Raw genomic sequence first — 26,304 nt, forward strand, 5'->3', positions numbered from 1 at the left:
CGGCAGTTTAAAGGGACGTAAATCTTCAATACACAAAAAAAGGCCCCACCGGAGTGGGGCCTTTCACAATCACAAGCTGTCTTGAGCTTAGAACTTGTATGCGACGCCGAGGCGAACTTCGTTGGTCTTGAAGTCCTGATTGATGTTCAGGCCACCGAAGTCGATGTCCTTGTCACCGTAGTCGGTGTAGCGATATTCAAGGCGAACGATCAGGTTGTCGGTCGCGGCGTAATCCACGCCGGCACCTGCGGTCCAGCCGGTGAGCGTCTTGCTTTCAGAGAAGCTGCCGATACCGTCGATGCTGCCGCTGTTCTTGATGTTGCCGAAGGCCACACCACCAGCAAGGTAAGGCATGAAGCGATCAACCGCATAGCCGACGCGGGCGCGAACGGCACCGGACCAGCGAAGCTTGGTTTCGAAATCGCCAACTGCGAGGTCGCCGTCGAATACGTCGATATCCTTGGAGACGTCGTTATAGGTCACGTCACCGTCGATACCGAGAACAATGTTGTTGCCGAGGTCGAAATTATAACCGGCATAAACGCCACCGAGGAAACCATCCGGCTTGACATCGCCATAGCTGAACACATCGCCGTCGAAGTTCGACTTGCCCCAGCCATAGCCGATCTGGCCACCAATATAGGCGCCGGTCCAGGTGAAGGACGGAGCAACTACAACAGGAGCTGGTTCCTGTTCGATGACGGCGTCGGCAGCCTTTGCGCCCGTAGCGGCCACAAGGGCGACAGTCGATGCAAGAAGAAGGGCCTTGAGCTTCATGATAAACCTCCTGAAGGAAAGTCTCAGAACCAATATTTATCCCCAATATAAGCGATTGCTGTCAAAAGTCTGTAGCAAACGGGACACAGCAAGGGGAATGTCGCCCCCGCAGTACACGTTCCCGTGATCCGCTTGTGATGAGTCTCGACCGGAGACAGGCGCAATATGGCGCAGGCAGGCGCAAGTTCTTCGGGATGTGATTATGCCGCCATTCAGGTTATAGAGGGCAGGAAAACTTGCGGGGAACATGGAAATGCATGGCACGACGGGCGTAAGGGAGCGGGTCGACTGGGTCGATATTGCAAAGGGCATCTGCATTATCTTCGTGGTCATGATGCATTCGACGCTCGGCGTGGAGAAGGCCGCCGGTGCGCAAGGCTGGATGCACTATGTTGTGGCCTTCGCCAAGCCCTTCCGCATGCCGGATTTCTTCATGATTTCAGGCCTGTTCCTCGGTCTCGTCATTGACCGGCCCTGGCGGCGCTATCTCGACCGCAAGGTGGTGCACTTCCTCTATTTCTACATTCTTTGGCTGACGATCCAGTTCGCATTCAAGGCACCCGGCATCGCCAGCGAAGCCGGAATTTCGGGCGTGGTGAATGCCTATCTGATGGCTTTCATCGAGCCGTTCGGCACGCTCTGGTTCATCTATATCCTGCCCGTTTTCTTCATTGCGACGCGGCTGTTGAAGCGCGTTCCGGTGGGGGTGACCTTTACGGTGCTGGCATTGCTGGAAATCCTGCCGATCCACACCGGCTGGGTCATGGTGGACGAATTCTGCTCGCGGTTCGTCTATTTCTATGCGGGCTACGCCTTTGCTTCCGCCATTTTCCGGGTTGCAGACTGGCTGCGCCAGCGACCGCTCATCGGCATTGCCGGACTGCTCGTCTGGGGGCTCGTCGAATATATGCTCGTCTTCATGCCGGTGCCGGAAAGTCTCGTCGCGCTGATATCGCCGGCAGGTGATCTTCTGGATGGACGCGGCGCGGTCAGCGATCTGCCGGTCGTCTCACTCCTGCTGGGTCTGGTGGGGGCGCTGGCGATCATCTCCATCTCCTCGCTCCTGAGCCTCCTGCCTGCTGGCAACTGGCTGCATCGGGGCCTGAGCTGGCTCGGCGCGCATTCGATCGTGGTCTATCTGGCTTTCTTCCTGCCGATGGCCATTGCCCGCACGGTGCTGCTGAAACTCGGCGTCGGCGATATCGGCACCGTCTCGCTTCTGACCACGGTGAGCGGCGTCGTCGGTCCGGTCATTCTTTATGGCCTTATCCAGTGGAGCGGCTACGGTCGGTTTCTGTTCCGCCGTCCGGCCTGGGCCTATATCGATGAGGTTCCGCAAAAGAAAACGGCGGCTGCCGCCGCCGTTTGATGGTTGGAGAGCTTTTCACGCAAGCCTCAGCTATGCGCGAAAATATCGTCTTCCGGCCAGCCCATGAGATCGAGTTCCGAGCGTGTCGGCAGGAACTTGAAGCAGGCTTCGGCCTGCTTGGCACGGCCGTCGCGTTCAAGCCGCTGCTCAAGCACGGCTTTCAGGCGATGCAGGTAAAGCACGTCAGAAGCCGCATATTCGAGCTGCGCCGCCGACAGCGTCTCCGCCGCCCAGTCCGACGATTGCTGCTGCTTGGAAATCGAAACGTCGAGAAGCTCGTTGCAAAGCTCCTTCAGGCCGTGACGGTCCGTATAGGTACGGGTCAGCTTCGATGCGATCTTTGTGCAGAACACGGGCTGCGGCATGGTGCCGAATGTGTGCGCCAGCACGGCCAGGTCGAAGCGACCGAAATGAAAGATCTTGGTGATCGAGCGATCTTTCAGAAGCTTGACCAGATTTGGCGCTTTCTTTTGTCCTGCTTCGATCTGGATCACATCCGCCGTACCGTCGCCGGGCGAAATCTGCACCACGCAAAGCCGGTCGCGATGCGGATTCAGGCCCAGCGTTTCGGTGTCGATGGCGACCGCATCGACCTGATAATGATCGAGGTTCGGCAGATCGTTCTTATGAAAACGGATTGTCATTTAGCTGTCCTTATTTGGCGGCGATAGCCGCCATGATGCGGGCCCATGAGCGCTGTCCCTTATGGAAGGAGTTCAACTCGTATTTTTCGTTGGGCGAATGGATGCGGTCATCTTCGAGACCGAAGCCGACCAGCAGCGACTCCATGCCGAGGAACTTGTCGAAATCGCCGACAATCGGGATCGAGCCGCCCATGGCGATCAGCACGGCTGGCTTCGGCCATTCGTCGGAAAGCGCGTCCTTGGCCTTGGAAACGAGCGGTGAATCATAGGGCAGCTGGATGGCTGGCGAGCCGCCATGCGGATGGAACTCCACCGAGCAGTCGGCGGGCACGCGTTCCTTGACGAAGGTGCGGAAGGCTTCGCGAATCTTGACCGGGTCCTGGCTGTGGACGAGGCGGAACGAAACCTTGGCGGAAGCCTGTGCGGCGATGACTGTCTTGAAGCCTTCGCCGGTATAGCCGCCGGTAATGCCGTTGACTTCCGCCGTTGGGCGCGCCCATGTCAGTTCCAGCACGCTGCGGCCTTTCTCGCCGGATGGGATGGAAAGTCCAATCGGACCGAGGAAATTTTCCGCCGTGCGACCGAGGCTTTCCCACGACTTCAGGATCTGCGTCGGGGTTTCTTCCACGCCGTCGTAGAAGTCAGGCACTGTCACGCGCCCGGTTTCGTCGTGCAGGTCAGCCAGAATCCTGGTCAGGATATGGATCGGGTTTGCCGCAGCACCGCCGAAAAAGCCGGAATGCAGATCGCGGTCTGCCGCCTTGATGGCGATTTCTTCGCCCACGAGGCCACGCAGGCCAACGCTGATCGCAGGCGTTTCCGCATCCCACATGGCCGTGTCGCAGACAAGCGCCACATCGGCTTTCAGTTCCTGCTTGTTGGCGTCGAGGAAAGGCTTGAGCGATGGAGAGCCGGATTCTTCCTCGCCTTCAAACAGCAGCGTTACCTTGACTGGCAGATTGCCATTCACTGCCTTATAGGCCCGGCAGGCTTCCACAAAGGTCATGAGCTGGCCCTTGTCGTCGGATGTGCCGCGTCCGGTCAGAATCTTGCGGCCGTTTCCCACATCCTTGATCGCAGGCTCGAACGGGTCGTTTTCCCAAAGATTGAGCGGGTCGACCGGCTGCACGTCATAATGGCCGTAGAACAGCACATGGGGGGCATCGGGTGTCGCGCCTTCATGATGGGCAACCACCATCGGATGTCCGGGCGTATCGCGCACGCTCGCATCGAAGCCGATCGTCTTCAAATCTTCGACCAGCCATTCGGCGGCCTTGCGGCAATCGGCCTTGTAAGCCGGATCGGTGGAAATCGACTTGATCCGCAGGAGATCGAACAAGCGATCGAGGCTCTTGTCGAGATTGTTGTCGAGATGGGCGAGGACTTTGTCGAGCGATGGCGCAGACGATTGCTGGGACATGAAGATTTCCTGACGAGTCGTAACGTAAACTGGCGGCACACTACAACCAGCGTCGTCAAGAAGAAACCCAATTTGAAGGAAAGCCGTTCTCCGAAAAATGAATTGGCCGTTACGGTGAGGGGGTTACCGTAACGGCCATATCACTACACTCAAAGCGGCAGCCCGGAGAGGGGAAATGAGGCTGCCGCTAACATCCGGCATCCAACGGGGGACGGGTCAGAAAACCGGCGACCGACGAACTGTCGATGACCTGGATTTGGCCTTTCAACTGTGGCTATTCAAGGGCGTGGAAGATTACAAATCTGTAACAAACCCGTTATCGCGACGTGATCGGTTTCTTTCACGTGGACGGTTGTTTCTCCTGACAAGGGAGCGGTTTCCTTTGGCGCCGCTTTCCTCTAATTCTACCGTATGAAAAAAGGCGATCATCTCTTTCTCGTTGACGGCTCGGGTTACATTTTCCGCGCCTATCATGCCCTGCCACCGCTGACCCGCAAGACGGACGGTCTGCCGGTCGGCGCCGTCTCGGGCTTCTGCAACATGTTGTGGAAGCTCCTGAAGGATGCGCGCAACACGGATGTGGGCGTGGTGCCGACCCATTTCGCGGTCATATTCGACTATTCGTCGAAGACCTTCCGCAACGAGCTTTATCCCGATTACAAGGCCAACCGTACCGCGCCGCCGGAAGACCTGATCCCGCAGTTCGGCCTCATCCGACAGGCGACGCGCGCCTTCAACCTGCCCTGCATCGAGAAGGAAGGTTTCGAGGCCGACGACCTGATCGCGACATACGCCCGCATCGCGGCGGAAGCGGGCGGCGATGTCACCATCGTCTCGTCCGACAAGGATCTCATGCAGCTCGTGACGCCAAGCGTGTCGATGTATGACAGCATGAAGGACAAGCAGATTTCGATCCCGGAAGTGATCGAGAAATGGGGCGTTCCGCCGGAAAAGATGATCGACCTGCAATCGCTGACCGGCGACAGCACCGACAATGTGCCGGGCATTCCCGGCATCGGCCCAAAGACCGCGGCGCAGTTGCTGGAGGAATTCGGCGATCTCGACACGCTTCTGGCCCGCGCCTCGGAGATCAAGCAGAACAAGCGCCGCGAGAATATTCTGGCCTTTGCCGACCAGACCAAGATTGCGCGCGAACTGGTGACGCTCAAGAACGACGTGCCGCTGGATGTCGATCTGGACGGGCTTGTGCTGGAGCCGCAGAACGGGCCGAAACTGATCGGTTTCCTCAAGGCCATGGAATTCACCTCGCTAACGCGCCGTGTTGCCGAGGCGACCGATACGGATGCTTCCTCGGTGGAGCCGAGCCATGTGGAGACCGGCTGGGGCGCCGATGCGTCCACTGCCGACCTTCACGGGCCGGACATGGATATTCCGCCAAAGGCGGATGGCGAAGTGACGGTCGTGGCCGTGACGGCAACGGTGACCGTTTCCACAACAGAAGCCGGCTACACACCGACAGCGCTTGCCGACAGACGCGCGGAAGCGGCGCGTGCGCAAAAGGTCGATACCAGCGCCTATACCTGTATCCGCGATATCGCGACATTGAAGCTGTGGCTCGCCGAAGCAGTGGAAACCGGCCTCCTGGCTTTCGACACGGAAACCACTTCCGTTGATCCGATGCAGGCGGAACTGGTCGGCTTTTCGCTGGCGCTTGCGCCGGGCAGAGCCGCTTACATTCCGCTTCAGCACAAATCCGGCGCGGGCGATCTTCTGGGCGGCGGCACGGTGGAGGGACAGATTCCGCTGGGCGAGGCGCTGGCCGCCTTGAAGACGGTGCTTGAAGACGCTTCGGTCCTCAAGATCGCGCAGAACATGAAATATGACTGGCTGATCATGCGGCGCTATGGGATCAACACCGTGTCGTTCGACGATACGATGCTGATTTCCTATGTGCTGGATGCAGGCACCGGCAGCCACGGCATGGACCCGCTGTCCGAACGCTGGCTCGGTCACACGCCGATTGCCTACAAGGACGTGGCGGGCAGCGGCAAGAGTTCGGTCACGTTCGATATGGTCGATATCGACCGGGCGACGGCCTATGCGGCGGAAGATGCCGATGTCACACTGCGCCTCTGGCAGGTGTTGAAACCGCGCCTCGCCGCAGAAGGGCTGATGTCGGTTTATGAACGTCTCGAGCGTCCGCTGGTCGATGTGCTGGCGCGCATGGAAGAGCGCGGCATCGCCGTCGACCGTCAGGTGCTTTCGCGTCTTTCCGGCGATCTGGCGCAGGCTGCTGCGGCCTATGAAGACGAGATTTACGAACTGGCAGGCGAGAGGTTTACCATCGGTTCGCCCAAGCAGCTTGGTGATATTCTGTTCGGCAAGATGGGCCTGCCCGGCGCATCCAAGACCAAGACCGGCCAATGGTCCACCTCCGCGCAGGTGCTGGAAGACCTTGCCGCCGAGGGCCACCCGCTGCCCCGCAAGATCGTGGACTGGCGACAGCTCACCAAGCTCAAATCCACCTATACCGATGCGTTGCCGGGGTTCATAAACCCTGCAACCAGACGCGTTCATACATGCTATGCGATGGCGTCCACCTCGACCGGTCGCCTGTCGTCATCCGATCCCAACCTGCAGAATATTCCGGTGCGCACCGCAGAAGGCCGCAAGATCAGGACGGCCTTCATCGCCGAACCCGGCAACAAGCTGATCTCGGCCGACTACAGCCAGATCGAGCTGCGTGTGCTGGCGCATGTCGCAGACATCGCGCAACTGAAGCAGGCCTTTGCAGACGGCATCGACATTCACGCCATGACCGCATCCGAGATGTTCGGTGTGCCGGTGGAGGGCATGCCTTCGGAAGTGCGCCGCCGCGCCAAGGCGATCAATTTCGGCATCATCTACGGCATTTCAGCCTTCGGTCTGGCGAACCAGTTGTCGATCCCGCGCGAAGAAGCCGGACAATATATCCGCACCTATTTCGAGCGCTTCCCCGGCATCAAGGATTACATGGAAGCAACCAAGGCCTTTGCGCGCGAGCATGGCTATGTCGAAACCATTTTCGGCCGCCGTGCGCACTACCCGGATATCAGGGCCTCGAATCCGCAGATACGCGCCTTCAACGAGCGCGCCGCCATCAATGCGCCGATCCAGGGTTCTGCGGCCGACATCATCCGCCGTGCCATGATCCGCATGGAAGATGCCTTGGCGAAGGAAAAGCTTGCCGCCCGCATGCTTTTGCAGGTGCATGACGAACTGATCTTCGAAGTTCCGGAAAATGAAGTCGAAAAGACCGTTTCCGTGGTTCGTCATGTCATGGAAAATGCGGCCATGCCTGCCGTCTCGCTTGCAGTGCCGCTGCATGTCGATGCGCGTGCAGCGCATAACTGGGATGAGGCGCATTGAGGTTTGGCCGGTTGACCTGAGCGGCCCAACCCTATAGGGAAGCATTAATTCTGTTGCTTCGGTGGTCGTCAGGGGAGTCGTGGACATGTGGTTCGCGACCAATGGGTATACGGCTTGAGAAGCTTTTTTCGTGAAAGTGGTTCATGTCTTTGCCCGAAACCATCGCTCCGGCTCTGTCCGGAGCATTAGCCGCTCGCGGTTATAATACGCTCACCGCCGTTCAAAATGCCGTTCTGGCATCCGAAACGCTCGATGCCGATCTTCTCGTTTCCGCACAGACCGGATCGGGCAAGACGGTCGCCTTTGGCCTTGCAATGGCCAACACCATCCTCGAAGACGAACTGCGTTTCGGCGATGCCGGTGCGCCGCTTGCCATGATCATCGCGCCGACGCGCGAACTGGCGCTTCAGGTGCGCCGCGAGCTGGAATGGCTCTATGCCGATACCGGCGCGCGCATCGCATCCTGCGTCGGCGGCATGGATATCCGCACCGAACGCCGTGCGCTTGAACGTGGCGCCCACATCGTCGTCGGCACGCCGGGACGCCTGCGCGACCATATTACCCGCGATGCCCTCGATATGTCGGAACTGCGCGCGGTTGTTCTCGATGAAGCCGACGAAATGCTCGACATGGGCTTTCGCGAGGACCTCGAATTCATCCTCGGCGAAGCGCCGGAAAATCGCCGCACGCTGATGTTCTCGGCAACCGTGCCGAAGCCGATTGCCCAGCTTGCCAAGCGCTTCCAGAACGACGCGCTTCGTCTCACGGTCCAGAGCGAAACCAGCCAGCACGCCGACATCGACTATGTCGCCATGCCGGTGCCGCCGCATGAGCGCGACCACGCGATCATCAACACGCTGCTCTATTACGACAGCCAGAACTCGATCATTTTCTGCTCGACCCGCGAAGCGGTGAAGCACATGGCAAGCCGGCTTTCCAATCGTGGCTTTGCGGTTGTGGCGCTGTCGGGCGAATTGAGCCAGGCCGAACGCAACAATGCGCTTCAGGCAATGCGCGATGGCCGCGCCCGCGTCTGCGTGGCAACCGACGTTGCCGCGCGCGGTATCGATTTGCCCAATCTCGACCTCGTCATCCACGCCGATCTGCCGAACAATCCTGAAACGATGCTGCACCGTTCGGGCCGCACCGGCCGCGCCGGTCGCAAGGGCACCTGCGTGCTGGTCGTGCCGTTCTCGCGCCGCCGCACGGCCGAGCGCCTTCTGCACATGGCGAAGCTCGATGCGCAGACGGTTCCCGCACCAAGCATTGCTGCGGTTCAGGGCAAGACCAATGAGCGCATCCTTAATGCCGAAGTCTTCAACCAGTCGGTCGAAGAAGAATATCAGGATCTCCTGAAGGCGCTGACCGAGCGTTATACCCCCGAACAGATTGCAAGCGCTTTCCTCAACCGCGAAGTGGCTTCCTACCCGGCGGCCGAAGAAGTTTCCGACGCGCCGGTGCATCCGGTTGGCGGCAAGAAGCCCCGGGATCGTTTTGAAAAAGGCGAGCGTTCTGACCGTGGCGACCGCTTCGAGCGTCGTGATCGTGGCGAACCGGGCGAACGTTTCGACCGCAATGCACAGTTTGACGGCGTGTGGTTCTCGGTGTCCGCAGGCCGCAAGCATCGCGCCGATCCGAAATGGCTGCTGCCGCTGATCTGCAAGGCGGGCGATGTTTCCAAGCGCGATGTCGGATCGATCAAGATTTTCGACAATGAAACCCGCTTCGAAATCACAGCCTCCAAGGCTGACGAGTTCCGCCGTTCGGTCGAAGAGCGCGGCACTGGCGAAAAGGGTCTCGTGATCCGCACCGCTGTTGCAGGTGCAGGCGGCGACGCTGCCCCGCGCGAAGGCAAGGGCGGTTTCAAGCCGCGCGGCGACAAGTTCAAGGAAGGCGGCTTCCGCGACGGCTACAAGAGCGACGGCTACAAAGGCGACCGCTCGAAGGGCGACAAGTGGGACAAGCCGCGTGATTTCTCCCGTGGAGACGACTTCAAGAAAGACGGCTTCAAAAAGGGCGGTAAAAAGCCCGAAGGCGGCGGTTACAGCAAGAAGCGCCGCGGCGAGTGATTTGACCGGATGGAGCGTTTCTCAATCAGAAACGCTCCAGTCGTTTTGGCTGGTATCAGGGCGAGGTCAACCGCCAGTCCATTGGAAGCCCGAGAAGAGCCGAATTTATAGGCGGCTACTTCACATAATAGCCAGCACTCCTCTTTCCGATTAAAATAATATTTCCTTGATTTTTCCCGACGACCGCACAGCCAATGGAGCGGTGCATGTATGGCCATTTTGCTGCGGGTTTCTGGAATTCCATGTGTTCATTCCGATGCACACTGGATGCGCGGCGCTTTAAGTGAAAGCGCGGCTGATGCGCAAGATCGCACTCCTTGCTTTTGCCCTCAACCCCATTCTATGGGCGTCGTTCTACACTGTAGCCAAACCGGCGATCATCGAAATCGATCCGCTCCTGTTCTCAACTCTCGAGCTGCTCTGGACTGTTCCGGTGGGAGTCCTCATCCTCGCCTGCCTGATCCACCATATCACGCTGCGTGATTTGCTTCGGGGCGTGATCGCGGGCACGAGCCTTTATGCGGTGGTGTTGCTGAGCGCAGGCGCTCTCTACCTGACCACCGCGACGGAAACCGCAATGTTTCCAGCCCTGAACGGCCTTCTGGCGGTTGCGTTTGCATGGCTTTTCCTGGGGCGTGGGGCGGCGAGGAAGACGTGGATTGCCGGTATCGTTGCAGCAATTGGTGTCTTGTTCGTCCTGCCCGCCTTTGGAAACCGATTCGTCGGCAATCTCGTCGCTCTGCTGGGTGCCGTGGCCTATACCGGCTATATCTATGTTGCCGAACGGGTAACGCGGGATGATGAAGCGGACGTATGGGTCATCTTTGCATCCGAACTGCTGACCATGGCTGCTTATGGCAGCATTCACGTGCTGGTGATGGGCAGCGGAAGGCTCCTGTTGAACCGGGAGCCGTCATTGTACTGGAGCGCCTGCTATGTCGGGATCGCGACCACGGTGGTCCCCACGGCGATCTCGATCATATTCCAGCGCTATGTGCCGCCGGTCACCACGGCCTTTCTCTACACCCTCGAGCCGATCTGGAGCGCAGTTTTCGCCGCCGGCATCCTCGGCGAGCACCTGTCCGCCCGCGGCTATCTCGGCGGACTGGCAATCCTGCTCGGCGCGGCCCTGCACAGTTTACCGCTCTCCTGCTTTCCATTCGTGCCGGGCAGGAAAGACAGGCAATAGAAAGCAACGGTGCCCGATACACCGTTGCTTTCCTTATCAAACGTCCAGATTGGCGACGCTCAGCGCGTTTTCCTGGATGAACTCGCGGCGCGGCTCCACTTCGTCGCCCATCAGGCGCGAGAACAAGGAATCCGCGTCGGTCGCATCCGTCACCTTGACCTGCAGCAGCGAACGCACATTCGGGTCAAGCGTGGTTTCCCAAAGCTGTTCGGCGTTCATTTCGCCCAGGCCTTTGTAGCGCTGCAAGGTCAGGCCCTTGCGGCCTGTCGCGAAGATCGCATCAAGCAGGGCCATCGGACCGGAAAGCGTTTCCACCTTGTCCTTGCGGCGCAGCACCGGCGGTTCGGCGAAGACTTCCGAAAGGCGTGCAGCCACACGGTCGATCTGGCGGGCATCGGCAGAACCGAGCAGCGCCATGTCGAGAACGGCAATGTCCTTCACGCCGCGCACCATGCGCTCGAAGCGGTAGCCACCATCTTCCGTCACATAGGCTGTCCAGCCACGCTCGGTTTCTTCCGAGATCATGTCGAGACGCTTTGCAACAATATCGGCGGAAGCTTGCGCGGTTGCATTGTCTTTCGAGGCATCCGGATTGAGCAGCCCGGCAATGGCCGCCTGTTCCACCACACGGCGGTCATAGCGCGTGTGAAGGCCGCCCAGAAGCTGACGCATGGTGCGCGCATCTTCCACCACCGAACGCAGGTCCGGCCCGGCGCGAACTTCGCCGCTTGCCATTTCCAGCGTGGCTTCTTCAAGCCCTGTCTCGATGAGGAAATCTTCGAAAGCCGCTTCGTTCTTGATGTATTGCGAGGACTTGCCGCGCGACACCTTATAGAGCGGAGGCTGCGCGATATAGATATGGCCGCGCTCGATCAGTTCCGGCATCTGGCGGAAGAAGAAGGTCAACAGCAATGTGCGGATATGCGCGCCGTCGACGTCAGCATCGGTCATGATGATGATCTTGTGATAGCGCAGCTTGTCCGGGTTGAAGCCGTGCGTTTCATCCTTGCCGATCGAGGTGCCAAGCGCGGTAATCAGCGTGCCGACCTGATCGGACGAGATCATGCGGTCGAAGCGGACGCGTTCCACGTTGAGGATCTTGCCGCGCAGCGGCAGGATGGCCTGGTTCTGGCGCGAACGGCCGCTCTTGGCGGAACCGCCTGCCGAGTCACCCTCGACGATGAAGATTTCAGACTTGGCCGGATCGCGTTCCTGACAGTCGGCAAGCTTGCCCGGAAGCGATGTCACGCTGAGATTGCTCTTGCGGGTGATGTCGCGGGCCTTGCGGGCGGCTTCACGGGCAGCGGCTGCCTGGATGACCTTCTCAACCACGGCCTTGCCGCCTGCCGGATGTTCTTCCAGCCATGTCGAAAGCGCTTCGTTGACGAGGCTTTCCACGACGGGGCGAACTTCCGAGGAAACCAGCTTGTCCTTGGTCTGCGACGAGAATTTCGGATCGGGAACCTTGACGGAAAGAACGGCGGTCAGGCCTTCGCGGCAATCATCGCCGGTAAGCGTGACCTTTTCCTTCTTGGTCATGCCCGAAGCATCGGCATAGCCCGTCACCTGACGGGTCAGCGCGCCGCGGAAACCGGCCAGATGCGTGCCGCCATCGCGCTGCGGAATGTTGTTGGTGAAGCACAGCACCTTCTCATGGTAGGAATCGTTCCACCACATGGCGACTTCGACCGTCATGCCGTCTTTTTCGCTGCGGATATAGATCGGCTCTTCCAGAAGCGGCTTCTTGCTCTGGTCGATATATTTCACGAATTCGACAAGCCCGCCATCATAGTGCAGCTCGTGTTCCACCAGATCGGCGTGGCGGCGGTCGGCAAGCTTGATGCGCACGCCGGAATTGAGGAAGGCGAGTTCGCGCAGGCGACGCTCCAGCGTATCGAAATCGAATTCGACCATCGAGAAGGTTTCCGGCGAAGGCAGGAAGCTGACCTCCGTGCCGGTTTCACCGCCCGCATCACCCGTCACGACAAGCGGTGCATCGGCAACGCCATGCGTAAAGCTCATCTCGTGGATCTTGCCGGCGCGACGGATCTTCAGTTTCAGCCAGATCGACAGCGCGTTCACCACAGACACGCCGACACCGTGCAGACCACCGGAAACCTTGTAGGAATTCTGGTCGAACTTGCCGCCGGCGTGAAGCTGGGTCATGATGACCTCGGCTGCCGAAACGCCTTCTTCCTTATGGATATCGGTCGGGATGCCGCGGCCATTGTCGGTCACGGTGCAGGACCCGTCCGGGTTGAGAGTGACGGTCACAAGCGTGGCATGTCCTGCCAGCGCTTCGTCGATCGCATTGTCCACGACCTCGTAGACCATATGATGCAGGCCGGAGCCGTCATCCGTGTCGCCGATATACATGCCGGGGCGCTTGCGAACGGCATCCAGACCTTTCAGAACACGAATGGAATCCGCGCCGTATTCGGCGGGGGCTTCGGAATTCATCTCGGGCATCTCGCTCATGAAAATCTTTCGAAAAACGCGCTGCGAATGCAGCTTCAAAGATATGTCGAATCACGCGACAAACATGGCTTTAATATAGGTGCTAACGGCCATTTTTCCAAATTCTGGCGGTAAATTTGCCGGGGATTCCGGCAGTCTGTCCATATAAGGGCGATCCGGCTGCCGTCCGGCTTCTGGAACCGCCACAATTGACGCTTATATCTGGTCTGACGGGGGCGTTCTCGACCTGTTTAAAGCATGATCCGACCGGATTATGCTTAAATGAAGCTGGGGCGGCGATCTGATCCAATCAGATAGAAACGCGCTCCATGACGAAAGGAACGCTTGATGGAAATTGCGAATGTGAGCGACCGATCGGGACCATTCGTGCCGCCTGCACCGCGTCCGCGGGAAAAGCCCGTGGGGCGTTTCGAGATGATGCGGGTCGTCTACAAGAACCCGCTCGAGCTTTGGGGCGAGCCTTCCTATAACGAGCGCTGGATTTCCGTCAGCTGGTTCGGCATGAAGACCATCATTGCCAACGATCCGGGGCTGATCCGTCATGTGCTGGTCGACAATGCCGCCAATTATCCCATGTCCGCCATCCGCCAGCGCGTGCTGCGTCCGCTGCTGCGCGACGGTCTGCTGACAGCCGAGGGGCAGGTGTGGAAGCGGTCGCGAAAGGCCATGGCTCCCGTTTTCACGCCGCGCCATATCGGCGGTTTTGCCGAGACCATGCGTGACCGGTCGCTTCGGTTCGCCGAGCGATACAAGACGCCCGGCACGATTACCGATGTCGCCCATGACATGACGCTCCTGACCTACGACATTCTCGCCGAAACCCTGTTTTCGGGCGAGATCGCGGGCGATCCCAATGATTTCGCCCATCAGATCGACAGGCTGTTCGAAACCATGGGCCGGGTTGATCCGTTCGATCTTCTGGGGCTGCCCGACTGGCTGCCGCGCTTCACGCGCCTGCGCGGACAGCAATCGCTGGGCTTTTTCCGCGAGCTGGTTTCAAACACCATCGCGCTACGCAAAGCCCGCATGGACAGGGGCGAGGACGTGCCGAGCGACTTTCTTACCCTGCTTTTGCGCGCCGAAGGACCAGATGGCTTGAGCCGCTCCGAGATCGAGGACAACATCATCACCTTCATTGGCGCTGGCCATGAGACCACTGCCCGCGCACTGGGGTGGACGCTCTATCTGCTCGCCAAGGCGCCACGCGAGCGCGAACGCATCGAGACGGAAATCGACGGCTTTTTTGCACGGGGCGGGCGTGATCTGCCGCCGCAGGACTGGCTGACGTCTCTGCCTTTCACGCGCGCGGCGTTCGAGGAGGCGATGCGGCTTTATCCGCCCGCACCCTCGATCAATCGCGAAGCCGCGACCGACGATACATATGACGATCTGAAAATCCCGAAGGGCGCAACCGTGCTGGTCATGCCATGGGTCATTCACCGCCACAGGCTCTATTGGGATCAGCCGGATGCCTTCATGCCGGAACGCTTCTGGCCCGAAAACCGCGAGAGGCTTGATCGCTTTCAATATCTGCCGTTCGGGGCGGGCCCGCGCGTCTGCATCGGCGCGAGCTTTGCCTTGCAGGAGGCCGTGATTGCACTTGCCGTCCTGCTCGACGGCCGTCGCTTCGACGTGCTCGAAACGACAAGGCCTTGGCCGGTGCAAAAGCTCACCACCCAGCCGCAAGGCGGCCTGCCGATGAAGGTTTTGAAACGCTGATCAGCGCTTCAGACGCTCCGCGTGCCAGCGCAGGTGATCGCCCATGAAGGTGGAGATGAAGAAATAGGAATGGTCATAGCCTTCACGCATGTTGAGCGTGAGGGGAATGTCGGCTTTCCTGCAGGCTTCTTCCAGAAGCCATGGACGCAAGCCTTCATCGAGAAAGCCGTCGGCTGTACCCTGGTCGACCAGAAATTCCGGGAAGCGGTAACCATCCTCGATAAGCAGCGTGGCGTCATAGCTACGCCAGGCCCGCTCTTCTGAGCCGAGATATTTTTCCAGCGCCGGTCTGGACCAGCCCGCCGTCGAAGGCTGAACGATGGGCGCGAAGGCCGAGGCTGACTTGAAGCGGTCCGGGTTTTTAAGTGCGATGGTCAGCGCGCCATGGCCGCCCATGGAATGACCGGTGATCGCCTGCCGCGCCATGTCGAGTGGAAATTCGCGCGCCACCAGATCGGTCAGCTCTTGCGTGATGTAGCTGTACATCTGATAGTTTTTGGCAAAAGGCTCCTGCGTCGCATCGACGTAGAACCCGGCTCCTTTGCCGAATTGCCAGTTGTCCGGTTCATCGGGAACGTCGTCTCCGCGCGGGCTCGTATCGGGGCAAATGACGGCAATTCCCAATTCTGCTGCCATTTGCCGATATTCACCCTTGTCCATCACATTCTGATGCGTGCAGGTGAGGCCAGACAGATACCATAGGATGGGCACCGGTCCATCCTTGGCTTGCGGCGGCAAAAAAACGGCAAAGGTCATGTCGCACTGGTTTGTTGCGCTCTTGTGGCGATAAACGCCCTGCGTTCCACCAAAGCTCTTTGCGGTTGAAATGGTTTCCATGGAAAATTCCCGGTATTGTTCAGCTTCCGAGCGCCACCGCAACATTGACGGAAGCGGCGACCAGAACGGTGTTGAAGAAGAAGGAGACGATGCTGTGCAGCAGTGTGATCCTGCGCATGGCAGGCGTCGTCACGCTGGTGTCGGACGTTTGCGCCGTCATGCCGATCACATAGGCAAAATAGGCAAAATCCCAGCCGGAAGGTTCCGGTGTGCCGGGAAACTCGAAGCCGCCGCGATGGCGGCTGGCATGGCTGCTGTCGTTGCCGGCAGGTTCGCCGGGTTGCCAGTAAGCATGCGCGTAATGCAGTGCCGCCATCATGTGGATGGTAAACCAGCCGAGCGGCACCGAGGCCAGCGTCATCACCAGCGAGAAGGCATCGGCCTGTGGCTGCCGGTTGATCAGGATGAATAGCGAGACGACCGCGACGAGCACGGTCGCGAAGGTCACAAGAAAGATGATCCAGACCGGTTCATCGGCGCTGGCGGCGTGTTTTTTCAGCTGTGCTGCGGTGAGTTTTGGCAGCGCAAAGAGCGTCAGTGCGAGATAGAACACGAAGAAGCAGTTGGCCCCGATGACGGGGGCTAGTTCCCTGTCGACAAGCCACGCAATGATGAAGGCTGCAACGCCGCCCAGGGCAGCAAGATAGAACGACATATGGCGGCGCAGCAGAAACATCAGGCAAGCGTTTCCCTTGGTTCTAAACGCATATCGACATGTGGAATGCCGTCTTCGAGATATTCGTCGGAAATCGCCTCGAAGCCGAACGAGCCATAGAATTTCTGCAAATGGCTTTGTCCGCCAAGCTCGATCGCCGTACCCGGAAAACGGGCCTGCGCAAATTCGATGGCCTCTTTCATCAAACGCTGGCCGAGCTTGTAGCCCCGGTAATCCGGCGCCACGACGACGCGTCCGATCTTCACCGGCTTGCCATCCTGTTCCGGCGGCAGAACCCGCAGCGACGCTGCAAGCTCTTCCCCGTCGAGAATGCGCAGGTGAAACGCCTCGAAATCCTTGCCGTCGATCTCCGGATAGGGACATTTCTGTTCGACCACGAAGACATCCACGCGCAGCTTCAGCATCGCATAAAGTGCGCGCGGGGTCAGGTTATCGATTTGGTCCCACCGGGAAACGAGAAGCTTTTCAGCCATCAGTAGACAACCACCGAACGGATGGACTTGCCTTCATGCATGAGATCGAAGGCAGCGTTGATTTCATCGAGCGGCATGGTGTGGGTGATAAGATCGTCGATATTGATCTTGCCCTCCATGTACCAGTCGACGATCTTCGGCACGTCGGTGCGACCGCGCGCGCCGCCGAAGGCGGTGCCTTTCCAGACGCGTCCCGTCACAAGCTGGAACGGACGCGTGGCGATTTCCTTGCCCGCTTCGGCCACGCCGATGATGATCGATTCACCCCAGCCGCGATGGCAGCATTCCAGCGCCTGACGCATGACATCCGTATTGCCGGTTGCGTCGAAGGAATAGTCAGCGCCGCCGTCGGTCAGGTCCTGGATGGCCTGCACCACCTTGTCATTGCCGATCTCACGCGGGTTGATAAAGTCGGTCATGCCGAACTTCTTCGCCATCTCGACCTTGGCCGGATTGATGTCGACGCCGATGATCTTGTCGGCGCCCACCATGCGGGCACCCTGGATGACATTGAGGCCGATGCCGCCGAGACCGAACACGACGACATTGGAACCCGGGCGAACCTTTGCGGCATAGATCACCGCGCCAATGCCGGTGGTCACGCCGCAGCCGATATAGCAGATCTTGTCGAAAGGCGCGTCTTCACGCACCTTCGCAACCGCGATCTCCGGCAGAACGGTGAAATTGGAGAAGGTGGAGCAGCCCATATAATGGAACACTTCGCCGCCATCGCAGGAAAAGCGCGTGGTCCTGTCGGGCATGAGGCCCTGGCCTTGCGTGGCGCGGATAGACGTGCAGAGGTTCGAGCGCTGCGACAGGCAGGTCTTGCACTGGCGGCATTCCGGCGTGTAGAGCGGAATGACGTGATCGCCCGGCTTGACCGAGGTCACGCCCGCGCCTACTTCGCGCACGATGCCCGCGCCTTCATGGCCAAGAATGGCGGGGAATTTGCCCTCGGAATCGAGGCCCGACAGCGTGTAGGCATCGGTATGGCAAACGCCTGTCGCCATGATTTCGACCAGCACTTCGCCAGCCCGTGGACCACCGATTTCGACTGTTTCGATAGTGAGCGGCTTCTTCGCTTCCCAGGCGACGGCTGCGCGTGATTTCATGGCGATGTTTCCCTTCCAGTTGTGTGTTGCGCGCCTATTTCAGATAGGTGCGCAAAATCCGCATGATTTCGTCGATTGCGTATCGGGATCGGCATTGGCTTCATGGCCGAACGTCTCGCGGAAATGACTTTCCAGCACTTCCGCCATCAACCCGTTGGCCGCGCCTCGCAACGCCGCGATCTGCTGCAGCAGCGCCGCGCATTCCGTGCCAGCCTCCACCGCGCGCTCCAGCGCTTCGGCCTGTCCGCGAATGCGGCGCAGACGCGTCAGGGCGCGCTTCTTGTCTTCCGGTGAATGCGGCATGGAATCTCCCGATTTCAACGAAATCTATATACTCGGGGGGAGTACGTCAATCGCTGTTCGCCAGCTGCAGGTGCAGAAGCGGATAAGGGCGTCCCTGATCGTCTGTTTCGGAACGCCCGGTTTCGACAAATCCCATATGCCGGTAAAAGCCGACGCCTTGCAGGTTCTGCTCGTTCACATCGACGGTCAGAGGATTACCGACAGCTTTTGCATGGGCGATCATAAGTTTGCCGATGCCTTTGCCGCGCTGGTCGGGGGCGATGAACAGGCTGTCGATATGATGATCGCTCATGCCCATGAAGCCGACCGGCTTGCCGGCATCTTCAACAAGCCAGACTTCGACATTCGGCAGATATTGCTCGGCCACGAGCTTTTCGATTTCCAGGAAATCATCGCGGCTAAGGAAGTCATGCGTGGCGAGCACGCTGGCGCGCCAGATTTCGGTCAGCGCAGGCGCGTCGCTGCTGTTCGATTTTCGAATATGGATCATGTGCGCTCCTTGTGTGATAAGCACGAAAGCGAAAGCCTTATCTGACGGAAACTAATTTGACGAGCCTGCCCGATCTTCCTGTGACACAGATTCTGCCTCGACTGGATGAGGCATTGGCGCATCATGCGAGTGCAGTCCTTGTCGCGCCGCCCGGTGCGGGCAAGACGACACTGGTGCCGGTTCACATGCTGAACGCCGCCTGGCGCAAGGACGGCATGATCGTGCTGCTTGAGCCGCGCCGTCTGGCGGCACGCGCCGCCGCGCGCCGCATGGCGCAGCTTCTCGGCGAGGAGCCGGGCGAAACCGTTGGCTACCGGATGCGCCTTGAAAGCAAGGTGTCGGACAAAACCAGAATTCTCGTCGTCACCGAGGGCGTCTTCGCCCGCATGATTCTTGATGATCCGGATTTGACGGGCGTTGCAGCGGTTCTGTTTGATGAATTCCACGAGCGCAGCCTCGATGCGGATTTTGGTCTGGCGCTGGCGCTCGATGTGCAGGCGGCGCTTCGCGACGATCTCAAAATCCTCGTCATGTCGGCGACGCTCGATGGCGCTCGTGTGGCATCGCTTCTTGGCGATGCACCGGTGATCGAGAGCGAAGGCCGCGCTTTTCCGGTCGATATCCGCTATCGCGACCGCAAGGCCGATGAACGGATCGAAGACGTGATGGCGCGGGCGATCCGCGATGCGCTGGCCGAAGAGACAGGCAGCATTCTGGCTTTCCTGCCGGGGCAGGGCGAGATTGAACGCACCGCACGGCTTCTGGATGACCGGCTTCCGGCCAACGTGCTGCTTGCGCCGCTTTATGGCGCCATGGAAGGCGGCGCACAGGATGCGGCGATCAAACCCGCACCGGCTGGTCATCGCAAGGTCGTTCTGGCGACCTCGATTGCCGAAACTTCCATCACGATCGATGGGGTGCGCGTGGTGATCGATAGCGGCCTTGCCCGCCTGCCGAAATATGAACCGGCCACGGGCCTGACGCGCCTTGAAACCGTGCGCACGTCTCGCGCAAGCGCCGATCAGCGGGCAGGGCGCGCCGGGCGTACCGAACCCGGCATCGCCATCCGTCTCTGGCATCAGGGACAGACGGCAGCGCTCCCCCCTTTCTCTCCGCCGGAAATCCTGGAAGCTGATTTGTCCGGGCTGGTGCTTGATGCGGCCGCATGGGGTGTGACCGATCCGGCGACGCTCAGTTTTCTCGATGTTCCGCCGGGGCCCGCGCTGAAAGAGGCTAAGGCTCTGCTGTTGCGGCTGGGCGCGCTGGATGAAGCGGGGCGCTTGACGCCGGATGGCGAAGCAATGCGTTCTCTGGCGCTGCCCGTGCGTCTGGCGCATATGGTTGCGGAGGCGGCCAAGCGTGGCGAGGCACAGAAAGCGGCTGAGCTTGCCGTATTGCTGACCGAACGCGGTCTTGGCGGCAATGAAACCGACCTGGACACCCGTATGTCGCGTTTTCGCAATGACCGCTCGGACCGGGCGCAGCGTGCAAAAGGACTGGCAAGGCGGCTCGCCGCGAATGTCCCGAACAACGGCGAAGCCGCAGGCTCAAGCATTGGGCGAATGCTCATCGATGCTTATCCGGATCGCATCGCGAAGGCGCGTGGGGCGGCGGGGCAGTTTCTGCTCGCGAATGGACGCGGCGGAGAGGTTGATCCCGCCATCAGCCTTAGCCGCGCGCCGTGGCTGGTGGTTGCCGATATGTCGGGCAAGGCAGGCCGGGCGCGTGTTCTTTCTGCTGCGGAAGTCAGCGAAACGGAAATCCGCGCTGCCTTGGGCGGCAAAATCGAGAGTGGACGACAAGTTGTCTACGACCCGGAAAAGAATGCCTTGCGGGCGCGCGAAGCCGTGCGTATCGGCGCTATCGCTCTTTCCGAGAAGCCGCTCGCCGGTCCTTCAGGAAGTACCGCCGACGAAGGCGTGATTGCCGCCGTGCGTGAACATGGCCTCGATATCCTGCCGTGGAGCAAGGAGGCCGACATCCTGCGCCGACGGCTTGGCTGGCTTCACCGTGGTCTCGGCGATCCGTGGCCCGCCATGGATGATGAACATCTTGTCGAAAGGCTGGAAGACTGGCTGCTGCCTTTCCTGACAGGTGAAGCACAGCTCGACCGCATTCCGGGGCATGTGCTGAAAAACGGCCTGATGAGCCTCGTGCCATTCGATTTGCAGCGCAGCGTGGAGCAGCTAGCGCCGACGCATTTCGAAGTGCCGACCGGATCGAATATTCCGATCCGTTACGATGCGGAGGAACCCGTCATAGCGGTTCGCGTGCAGGAACTGTTCGGTCTTGGCGTGCATCCGGCCATCGCCAACGGCAAGGTTCCGCTCCTGCTTGAACTGCTTTCTCCGGCTCACCGCCCGATCCAGATCACCCGTGATCTTCCCGGCTTCTGGAAGGGGTCATGGGCGGATGTGCGCTCCGACATGCGCGGGCGTTATCCGAAACATGTCTGGCCGGAAGACCCTGCCAATGCGGAAGCGACCCGTCGCGCCAAGCCGCGCGGAACCTGAATCCGGCCTGCGACCGGATAACGCAGTTTCGCTTGCTTTCTGGTCCGGGCTTGCCTCATAAGGGCCTGACGAGGGACCCCATGCACGCAGAATTCGAGAATCGCGCTTCCAATCTTTCGCGCCGCCCGCGCCTCACCACGTTGGTTCGCGTTCGCTGGCTGGCAATTGCCGGACAGACCGCCGCAGTCATGTTCGTGGCGCTTTATCTGCAATTTGCGTTTGCCGTCGGCATCTGTTTTGCGCTGATCGCCTGTTCGGCTTGGCTCAACCTTTATCTTGCCTTCCGCTTTCCGACCAACCACCGGCTCAATCCGGCGGCGGCAAGTCTGGTTCTGGCATTCGACATTCTGCAACTGGCAGGCCTTCTCTATCTTACCGGCGGCCTGCAAAATCCGTTCGTCATCCTGATGATCGTGCCGGTCATCATCTCGGCGACCTCGCTTTCTGCCCGCCACACGCTCGTGCTTGGCTTGCTGGTGGTTGCCTGTACATCGGTGCTCACCATCAGGCACGAACCGCTGCCCTGGTATCCGGGTGAAACGTTGAACCTGCCGTTCCTGTTCGTAATCGGCATCTGGTGCGCCATCATTTCCGCGCTCGGGTTCACCGCGGTCTATGCCTATCGCATCGCCGAGGAAGCGCGCCAGCTGGGCGACGCATTGAGCGCCGCGGAACTTATTCTCCAGCGCGAACAGCATCTGTCGGCGCTGGATGGGCTGGCTGCTGCAGCGGCCCATGAACTGGGCACGCCGCTTGCAACCATTGCATTGGTGGTGAAGGAAATGCAGCGCGCCCACACCACCGATCCGGGCCTTGCCGAAGATATCGCGTTGCTGCATTCGCAGACCCAGCGCTGCCGGGAAATTCTCAGGCGCCTGACCAGTCTTTCCTCCGAAGGCGAAGAACACATGTCGCGCCTGCCGCTCTCATCGCTCATCGAGGAGGTCATCGCGCCGCACCGCAACTTCGGTATCACCATTGACGTGCAAAAGATGGAAGGTCCGAAGCCGGAACCCGTCACCCGGCGCAACCCCGGCCTGCTCTATGGCCTGGGCAACCTGGTGGAGAATGCCGTCGATTTTGCGCGCGGGACGGTCAATGTCACCTGGGGCTGGACTGACGGCAATGTGAGCGTAACCATCCAGGATGACGGCGAGGGGTTCAAACCCGAAATCCTCGACCGGATCGGCGAGCCCTACATGACAAGCCGCGACAATACCCGAAATGGCGGTGGTTTGGGCCTCGGCCTCTTCATCGCCAAAACCCTGCTGGAACGCTCGGGCGCGCACATCACCTTCCGCAATCGCAACAATCCGGGGCAGGGCGCGGAGGTAAAGGTGGTCTGGCCGCGTTCCGCATTTACGTCTGTCTGAAGCACGCTTGCGGGCAGGTATTGGATTTTCCTATCAAATCCTCGTGTCCGTGTTTCAAAATAGCATTTGAATACAAGGGCTTGCATTGTCCCAGCGCTGGACCTCCTGCTGAAATTGCTTCAACAATTCAGTGGCTATTTGACTTTTTGACGCAGGGGTATCAATAAGGAAAGAAAAATACAGGCAGGAAGCACCCGATGGACGACTTGAAGCAGGAAGACACCGAAGCCATAGGCAACGATCCGACCCTCCTTCTGGTTGATGACGACAAGCCCTTCTTGCAGCGCCTTGCCCGCGCCATGGAGAGCCGGGGTTTCCAGGTGACGACTGCGGAATCGGTTGAGGAAGGCATCGCCGCCGCCAAGGCAGCGGCACCGGCCTATGCGGTCGTGGACATGCGGCTCGGCGATGGCAATGGTCTCGACATCATCGAGGCGATTCGCTCGCGCCGCGCTGACACGCGCGCTATCGTTCTTACCGGCTACGGAAATATCGCAACCGCTGTGAATGCCGTTAAGCTTGGCGCCATCGATTATCTGTCGAAGCCCGCCGATGCCGATGAGGTCTTTGCAGCATTGACCCGCCGCCCCGGCGAAAAGGTTGCGCCGCCGGAAAATCCCATGTCCGCTGACCGGGTTCGCTGGGAGCACATCCAGCGGGTTTACGAAATGTGCGAGCGCAATGTCTCCGAAACCGCACGTCGTCTCAACATGCACCGCCGCACTTTGCAGCGCATTCTGGCCAAGCGCGCACCGCGTTAGAGCATAAAATAGAAGAACCTGGAGCGCCGATCTGATCCAATCAGATCGAAACGCGCTCTAATTCGGACTGCCAGATCAATCGATTTCCGTCTCGGGTACGTCGAGACCAGCCAATTCGGCGATCGTCAGGCGGGAGGCGCCCGCCCGCGCAAAGCGAAGCATCAGCGCTTTTCGCGTCGCACCGGGTAATTTGTGCTCCGGCGCATCGCGCATAATTTCCGCTCCATAGCCATCAGAGAGAATGAAGCCGCATTCCTGCGGAAAGATTTCGCTCGGCACTGCCGGGTGGGTGGCGAAGAACAGCCGGTCGCAATAGGCGCGATATTCGGGCCATTTGCGATCGGTCTTCCAGTCCTCGATGGATGATTTGATCTCCACGATCCAGATTTCGCCTTTGCGGCTGAGCGCAATCAGATCGGCGCGCCGGCCCGACGCCAGCGGCAGTTCGGGCAAAGTGGCAAGTCCCATTTCCAGAAAAAGGCGCTGGACGCCGCGCCGCACAAGCATGGCGTTCTCAGACTGCCTGCCGTCGGAAAGTGGATGGGTCTGGTTGGGAATCACAATGGGCATGGGCGCATTTTGTGCCCGGTTTTAGAGCGAAACAATCGGAAATCAGCGGCATGCCGGACGAAAACTGCGGCGGCTGCGCAAAACATGGCCAAAAAATGTCTTAATCAAGGAATTTTCAATTTACGGTTAACGTCTGGTTAACAATACTGCCCCATCTTCAACGACAACGAACGATTCGCATCTATCTCCGGCCCATCGCGGTCCCATTGACGGAATGAACCAATCTGGGGGAATGCATGAATTCTCGCGTCCTAAATCTGACGGCGGCTCTCTTTCTGGGCAGTGTGTTGGCTGGCTGCTCGACCGTAGGCGGCACATTTTATACCGCTTCCTATTCTTCGGTCACTGATGCCGGCTATGTCGTCCCGGCGATCCCGAGCGAAAAGATTCAACCGCAATATCGTCGCCAGATCGTCAAATATCCGACGGACGAAAAGCCGGGCACGATCATCGTCGATACGCGGGAAAAGTTCCTTTACCTCATCATGCCGGAAGGCAAGGCCATGCGCTATGGCATTGGCGTCGGGCGTGAAGGTTTTGAATGGTCCGGCACGGCGCGGGTCGCCATGAAGCGCGAATGGCCGACCTGGACACCGCCTTCCGCCATGATCAAGCGGCAGCCGGAACTTGCAAAGTATCGGAACGGCATGGACCCCGGCCTGCGTAATCCGCTCGGCGCGCGCGCCCTTTATCTTTACAACAAGGGTGGCGACACGGGCTATCGTCTTCACGGAACGCCGGAATGGTGGTCCATCGGCAAGGCAATGTCTTCCGGCTGCATCCGTCTCATGAATCAGGATATCATGGATCTTTACGACCGCACCGAACAGGGCGCGAAGGTCATCGTAAAGCAATAAGCTGGGCCATCCGGATATGAAAAAGGCCGCTTCAGGCGGCCTTTTTCACTTGCAATTTCAAACAGATCAAATCTGTTCGACCTGCTGCACTTCCGGCACGAAATGGCGCAGGAGGTTTTGAATGCCGTGCTTCAGCGTTGCCGTCGATGACGGGCAACCCGAGCAGGCGCCCTTCATGTTGAGGAATACGGTGCCGTTTTCAAAGCCACGGAACGTGATGTCGCCGCCGTCCTGCGCAACGGCTGGACGAACGCGGGTTTCGATCAGTTCCTTGATGATTTCGACGGTTTCCGCATCGGCTTCATCGAAGAATTCTTCGTCGCCATGGGCAGCGGCGGCATCCGCATTGCTGTTGCCTGCCATTGCAGGCGCACCGGACATGAAATGTTCCATGATCGTGCCGAGAATGGCAGGCTTCAAGTGCTGCCACTCGCCATCATCCTTCGTTACGGTGATGAAATCATAGCCGAAGAAAACACCGGTTACGCCTGGAACCGAAAAAAGCTTGGCTGCGAGCGGCGACGTGTTGCCAGCGGTGGAAGGGTCGCGGAAATCGGCGGTGCCTTCCGGCATGACGACCTTGCCGGGAAGAAACTTCAGGGTCGCCGGGTTGGGCGTGGTTTCAGTCTGGATGAACATGCCAGTTGTCCCGCTTTCAGATTTTGGAACGATTCTCGTAAGCGCAGATCCATATGGACGCAAGTGCTGTCCCGATGCTGCGCGTGTCAGTTGCCATCAATATAGGGTGATCACGTCACCGCATCAATGTCGTCGTCGCTCATACCTGCCGGAATGACCGTGACCGGGATCGGGAACTGCGAGCGGCTGGCAAGCGATTGCACCAGGGGGCCGGGGCCTTCCTTGCCCGAACCGGCAGCCAGAACCAGAATGGCGATATCCTGATCTTCCTCGATGAGGCTGATCAGCTCTGCGGCGGTTTCGCCCTCGCGAATGCTGATTTCCGGCTCGATCCCTTGATCCGTGCGCACGGTTGCCGCGAATTTTTCCAGCGCCGCCTGCGCGCGATCCTGTGCTTCTGCGCGCATGATTTCTCCAACGCCCAGAATTTGCTGGAAATCGGAGTCATCGATCACGAAAAGCAGGATGAGCGAGCCGCCCGTGTTTTTTGCACGGCGTGCGGCATAGGCAACGGCGCGCCCGCACTCGGGCGTCTCGTCGATGACGGCAAGAAACTTGCGGCGGTGACCGGCTTCCCGGCTAAGTCGTTTTGATACCATGGCCGCAATTTGCCATCGGGACCGGCCATCTGCAAGCTGACATTTGCAGGAGCTTGAGGATCGAAAG

Annotated in this window: 21 protein-coding genes and 1 pseudogene; 9 read left to right on the forward strand and 13 right to left on the reverse strand. The window is 59.5% G+C overall.

Annotated features, from left to right (window positions below):
• Positions 1–87: 87 nt before the first annotated feature.
• Entirely contained in the window at positions 88–777 is a 690-nt protein-coding gene (locus tag OINT_RS00665) for an outer membrane protein (protein ID WP_006470922.1), read from the reverse strand.
• Between the two features lie 247 nt (positions 778–1,024).
• Here OINT_RS00665 and OINT_RS00670 point away from each other — a divergent pair, with 247 nt between their 5' ends.
• Positions 1,025–2,146: an acyltransferase family protein gene (locus OINT_RS00670; RefSeq protein ID WP_006465850.1), complete on the forward strand. Its 1,122-nt coding sequence runs from the start codon at positions 1,025–1,027 to the stop codon at positions 2,144–2,146.
• Positions 2,147–2,172: 26 nt separating this feature from the next.
• Here the strand turns inward: OINT_RS00670 and OINT_RS00675 are convergent, their stop codons facing one another.
• Positions 2,173–2,790 (reverse strand): ribonuclease D, encoded by a 618-nt coding sequence (locus OINT_RS00675; protein WP_006465851.1) that lies wholly within the window; start codon positions 2,788–2,790, stop codon positions 2,173–2,175.
• A gap of 10 nt (positions 2,791–2,800) precedes the next feature.
• On the reverse strand, positions 2,801–4,210 hold the full coding sequence (locus tag OINT_RS00680) for a dipeptidase (protein ID WP_006465852.1): 1,410 nt from the start codon (positions 4,208–4,210) through the stop codon (positions 2,801–2,803).
• Positions 4,211–4,621: 411 nt separating this feature from the next.
• Here OINT_RS00680 and polA point away from each other — a divergent pair, with 411 nt between their 5' ends.
• The 3 genes from polA to OINT_RS00695 all read left to right on the forward strand — a co-directional run bounded on the left by polA (position 4,622) and on the right by OINT_RS00695 (position 10,837).
• Positions 4,622–7,579, forward strand: a complete 2,958-nt coding sequence (gene polA, locus OINT_RS00685) for a DNA polymerase I (RefSeq protein WP_006465853.1) — start codon at positions 4,622–4,624, stop codon at positions 7,577–7,579.
• 143 nt (positions 7,580–7,722) lie between these two features.
• The gene (locus tag OINT_RS00690; protein WP_006465854.1) at positions 7,723–9,648 is read left to right on the forward strand and encodes a DEAD/DEAH box helicase; all 1,926 of its coding nucleotides are present in this window, start codon (positions 7,723–7,725) and stop codon (positions 9,646–9,648) included.
• A gap of 298 nt (positions 9,649–9,946) precedes the next feature.
• A complete protein-coding gene (locus OINT_RS00695) occupies positions 9,947–10,837 on the forward strand; it encodes a DMT family transporter (RefSeq protein WP_006470921.1) in 891 nt (296 codons plus the stop codon).
• Positions 10,838–10,873: 36 nt separating this feature from the next.
• Here OINT_RS00695 and gyrB read toward each other — a convergent pair whose 3' ends face one another.
• Positions 10,874–13,315 (reverse strand): DNA topoisomerase (ATP-hydrolyzing) subunit B, encoded by a 2,442-nt coding sequence (gyrB, locus tag OINT_RS00700; RefSeq protein ID WP_006470920.1) that lies wholly within the window; start codon positions 13,313–13,315, stop codon positions 10,874–10,876.
• Positions 13,316–13,642: 327 nt separating this feature from the next.
• On the opposite strand from gyrB, the gene OINT_RS00705 reads away from it, so the two are divergent.
• Entirely contained in the window at positions 13,643–15,034 is a 1,392-nt protein-coding gene (locus OINT_RS00705; protein WP_006470919.1) for a cytochrome P450, read from the forward strand.
• On the opposite strand, the gene fghA is transcribed toward OINT_RS00705, so the two are convergent.
• The 6 genes and pseudogenes from fghA to OINT_RS00735 form a co-directional block, all read right to left on the reverse strand.
• A complete protein-coding gene (gene fghA, locus OINT_RS00710) occupies positions 15,035–15,871 on the reverse strand; it encodes an S-formylglutathione hydrolase (RefSeq protein WP_006470918.1) in 837 nt (278 codons plus the stop codon).
• Between the two features lie 19 nt (positions 15,872–15,890).
• The gene (locus OINT_RS00715; protein WP_006465859.1) at positions 15,891–16,547 is read right to left on the reverse strand and encodes a DUF1345 domain-containing protein; all 657 of its coding nucleotides are present in this window, start codon (positions 16,545–16,547) and stop codon (positions 15,891–15,893) included.
• Entirely contained in the window at positions 16,547–17,020 is a 474-nt protein-coding gene (locus tag OINT_RS00720; protein WP_006465860.1) for a GNAT family N-acetyltransferase, read from the reverse strand. Before OINT_RS00720 ends, OINT_RS00715 begins: the two co-directional genes overlap by 1 nt.
• The gene (locus OINT_RS00725; RefSeq protein WP_006465861.1) at positions 17,020–18,132 is read right to left on the reverse strand and encodes an S-(hydroxymethyl)glutathione dehydrogenase/class III alcohol dehydrogenase; all 1,113 of its coding nucleotides are present in this window, start codon (positions 18,130–18,132) and stop codon (positions 17,020–17,022) included. Before OINT_RS00725 ends, OINT_RS00720 begins: the two co-directional genes overlap by 1 nt.
• A gap of 34 nt (positions 18,133–18,166) precedes the next feature.
• Positions 18,167–18,435, reverse strand: a pseudogene (locus OINT_RS00730) (metal/formaldehyde-sensitive transcriptional repressor).
• Between the two features lie 46 nt (positions 18,436–18,481).
• Complete coding sequence (locus OINT_RS00735) at positions 18,482–18,925, reverse strand: acetyltransferase (protein ID WP_006470916.1); 444 nt, start codon at positions 18,923–18,925, stop codon at positions 18,482–18,484.
• A gap of 56 nt (positions 18,926–18,981) precedes the next feature.
• Between OINT_RS00735 and hrpB the strand changes: the two genes are divergently transcribed.
• The 3 genes from hrpB (at position 18,982) to regA (ending at position 23,572) form a co-directional block, all read left to right on the forward strand.
• Positions 18,982–21,438: an ATP-dependent helicase HrpB gene (gene hrpB / locus OINT_RS00740; protein ID WP_006465864.1), complete on the forward strand. Its 2,457-nt coding sequence runs from the start codon at positions 18,982–18,984 to the stop codon at positions 21,436–21,438.
• An 80-nt stretch (positions 21,439–21,518) separates the two neighbouring features.
• On the forward strand, positions 21,519–22,811 hold the full coding sequence (locus OINT_RS00745) for an ActS/PrrB/RegB family redox-sensitive histidine kinase (RefSeq protein ID WP_006470914.1): 1,293 nt from the start codon (positions 21,519–21,521) through the stop codon (positions 22,809–22,811).
• Between the two features lie 197 nt (positions 22,812–23,008).
• Positions 23,009–23,572: a global response regulator transcription factor RegA gene (regA, locus tag OINT_RS00750; protein ID WP_006465866.1), complete on the forward strand. Its 564-nt coding sequence runs from the start codon at positions 23,009–23,011 to the stop codon at positions 23,570–23,572.
• 75 nt (positions 23,573–23,647) lie between these two features.
• On the opposite strand, the gene OINT_RS00755 is transcribed toward regA, so the two are convergent.
• Entirely contained in the window at positions 23,648–24,142 is a 495-nt protein-coding gene (locus OINT_RS00755) for an MmcB family DNA repair protein (protein ID WP_006465867.1), read from the reverse strand.
• 236 nt (positions 24,143–24,378) lie between these two features.
• On the opposite strand from OINT_RS00755, the gene OINT_RS00760 reads away from it, so the two are divergent.
• Positions 24,379–24,999 carry a L,D-transpeptidase gene (locus tag OINT_RS00760; protein ID WP_006465868.1) on the forward strand — a complete coding sequence of 207 codons (621 nt, stop codon included), beginning with the start codon at positions 24,379–24,381 and terminating at the stop codon, positions 24,997–24,999.
• Between the two features lie 66 nt (positions 25,000–25,065).
• On the opposite strand, the gene OINT_RS00765 is transcribed toward OINT_RS00760, so the two are convergent.
• Both OINT_RS00765 and OINT_RS00770 read right to left on the reverse strand, forming a co-directional pair.
• Entirely contained in the window at positions 25,066–25,638 is a 573-nt protein-coding gene (locus OINT_RS00765; protein ID WP_006470913.1) for a NifU family protein, read from the reverse strand.
• A 110-nt stretch (positions 25,639–25,748) separates the two neighbouring features.
• Positions 25,749–26,237 carry a universal stress protein gene (locus OINT_RS00770; RefSeq protein ID WP_006470912.1) on the reverse strand — a complete coding sequence of 163 codons (489 nt, stop codon included), beginning with the start codon at positions 26,235–26,237 and terminating at the stop codon, positions 25,749–25,751.
• Between the last annotated feature and the right edge of the window lie 67 nt (positions 26,238–26,304).

The sequence above is a fragment of the Brucella intermedia LMG 3301 genome, from assembly GCF_000182645.1.
Lineage (GTDB): Bacteria > Pseudomonadota > Alphaproteobacteria > Rhizobiales > Rhizobiaceae > Brucella > Brucella intermedia.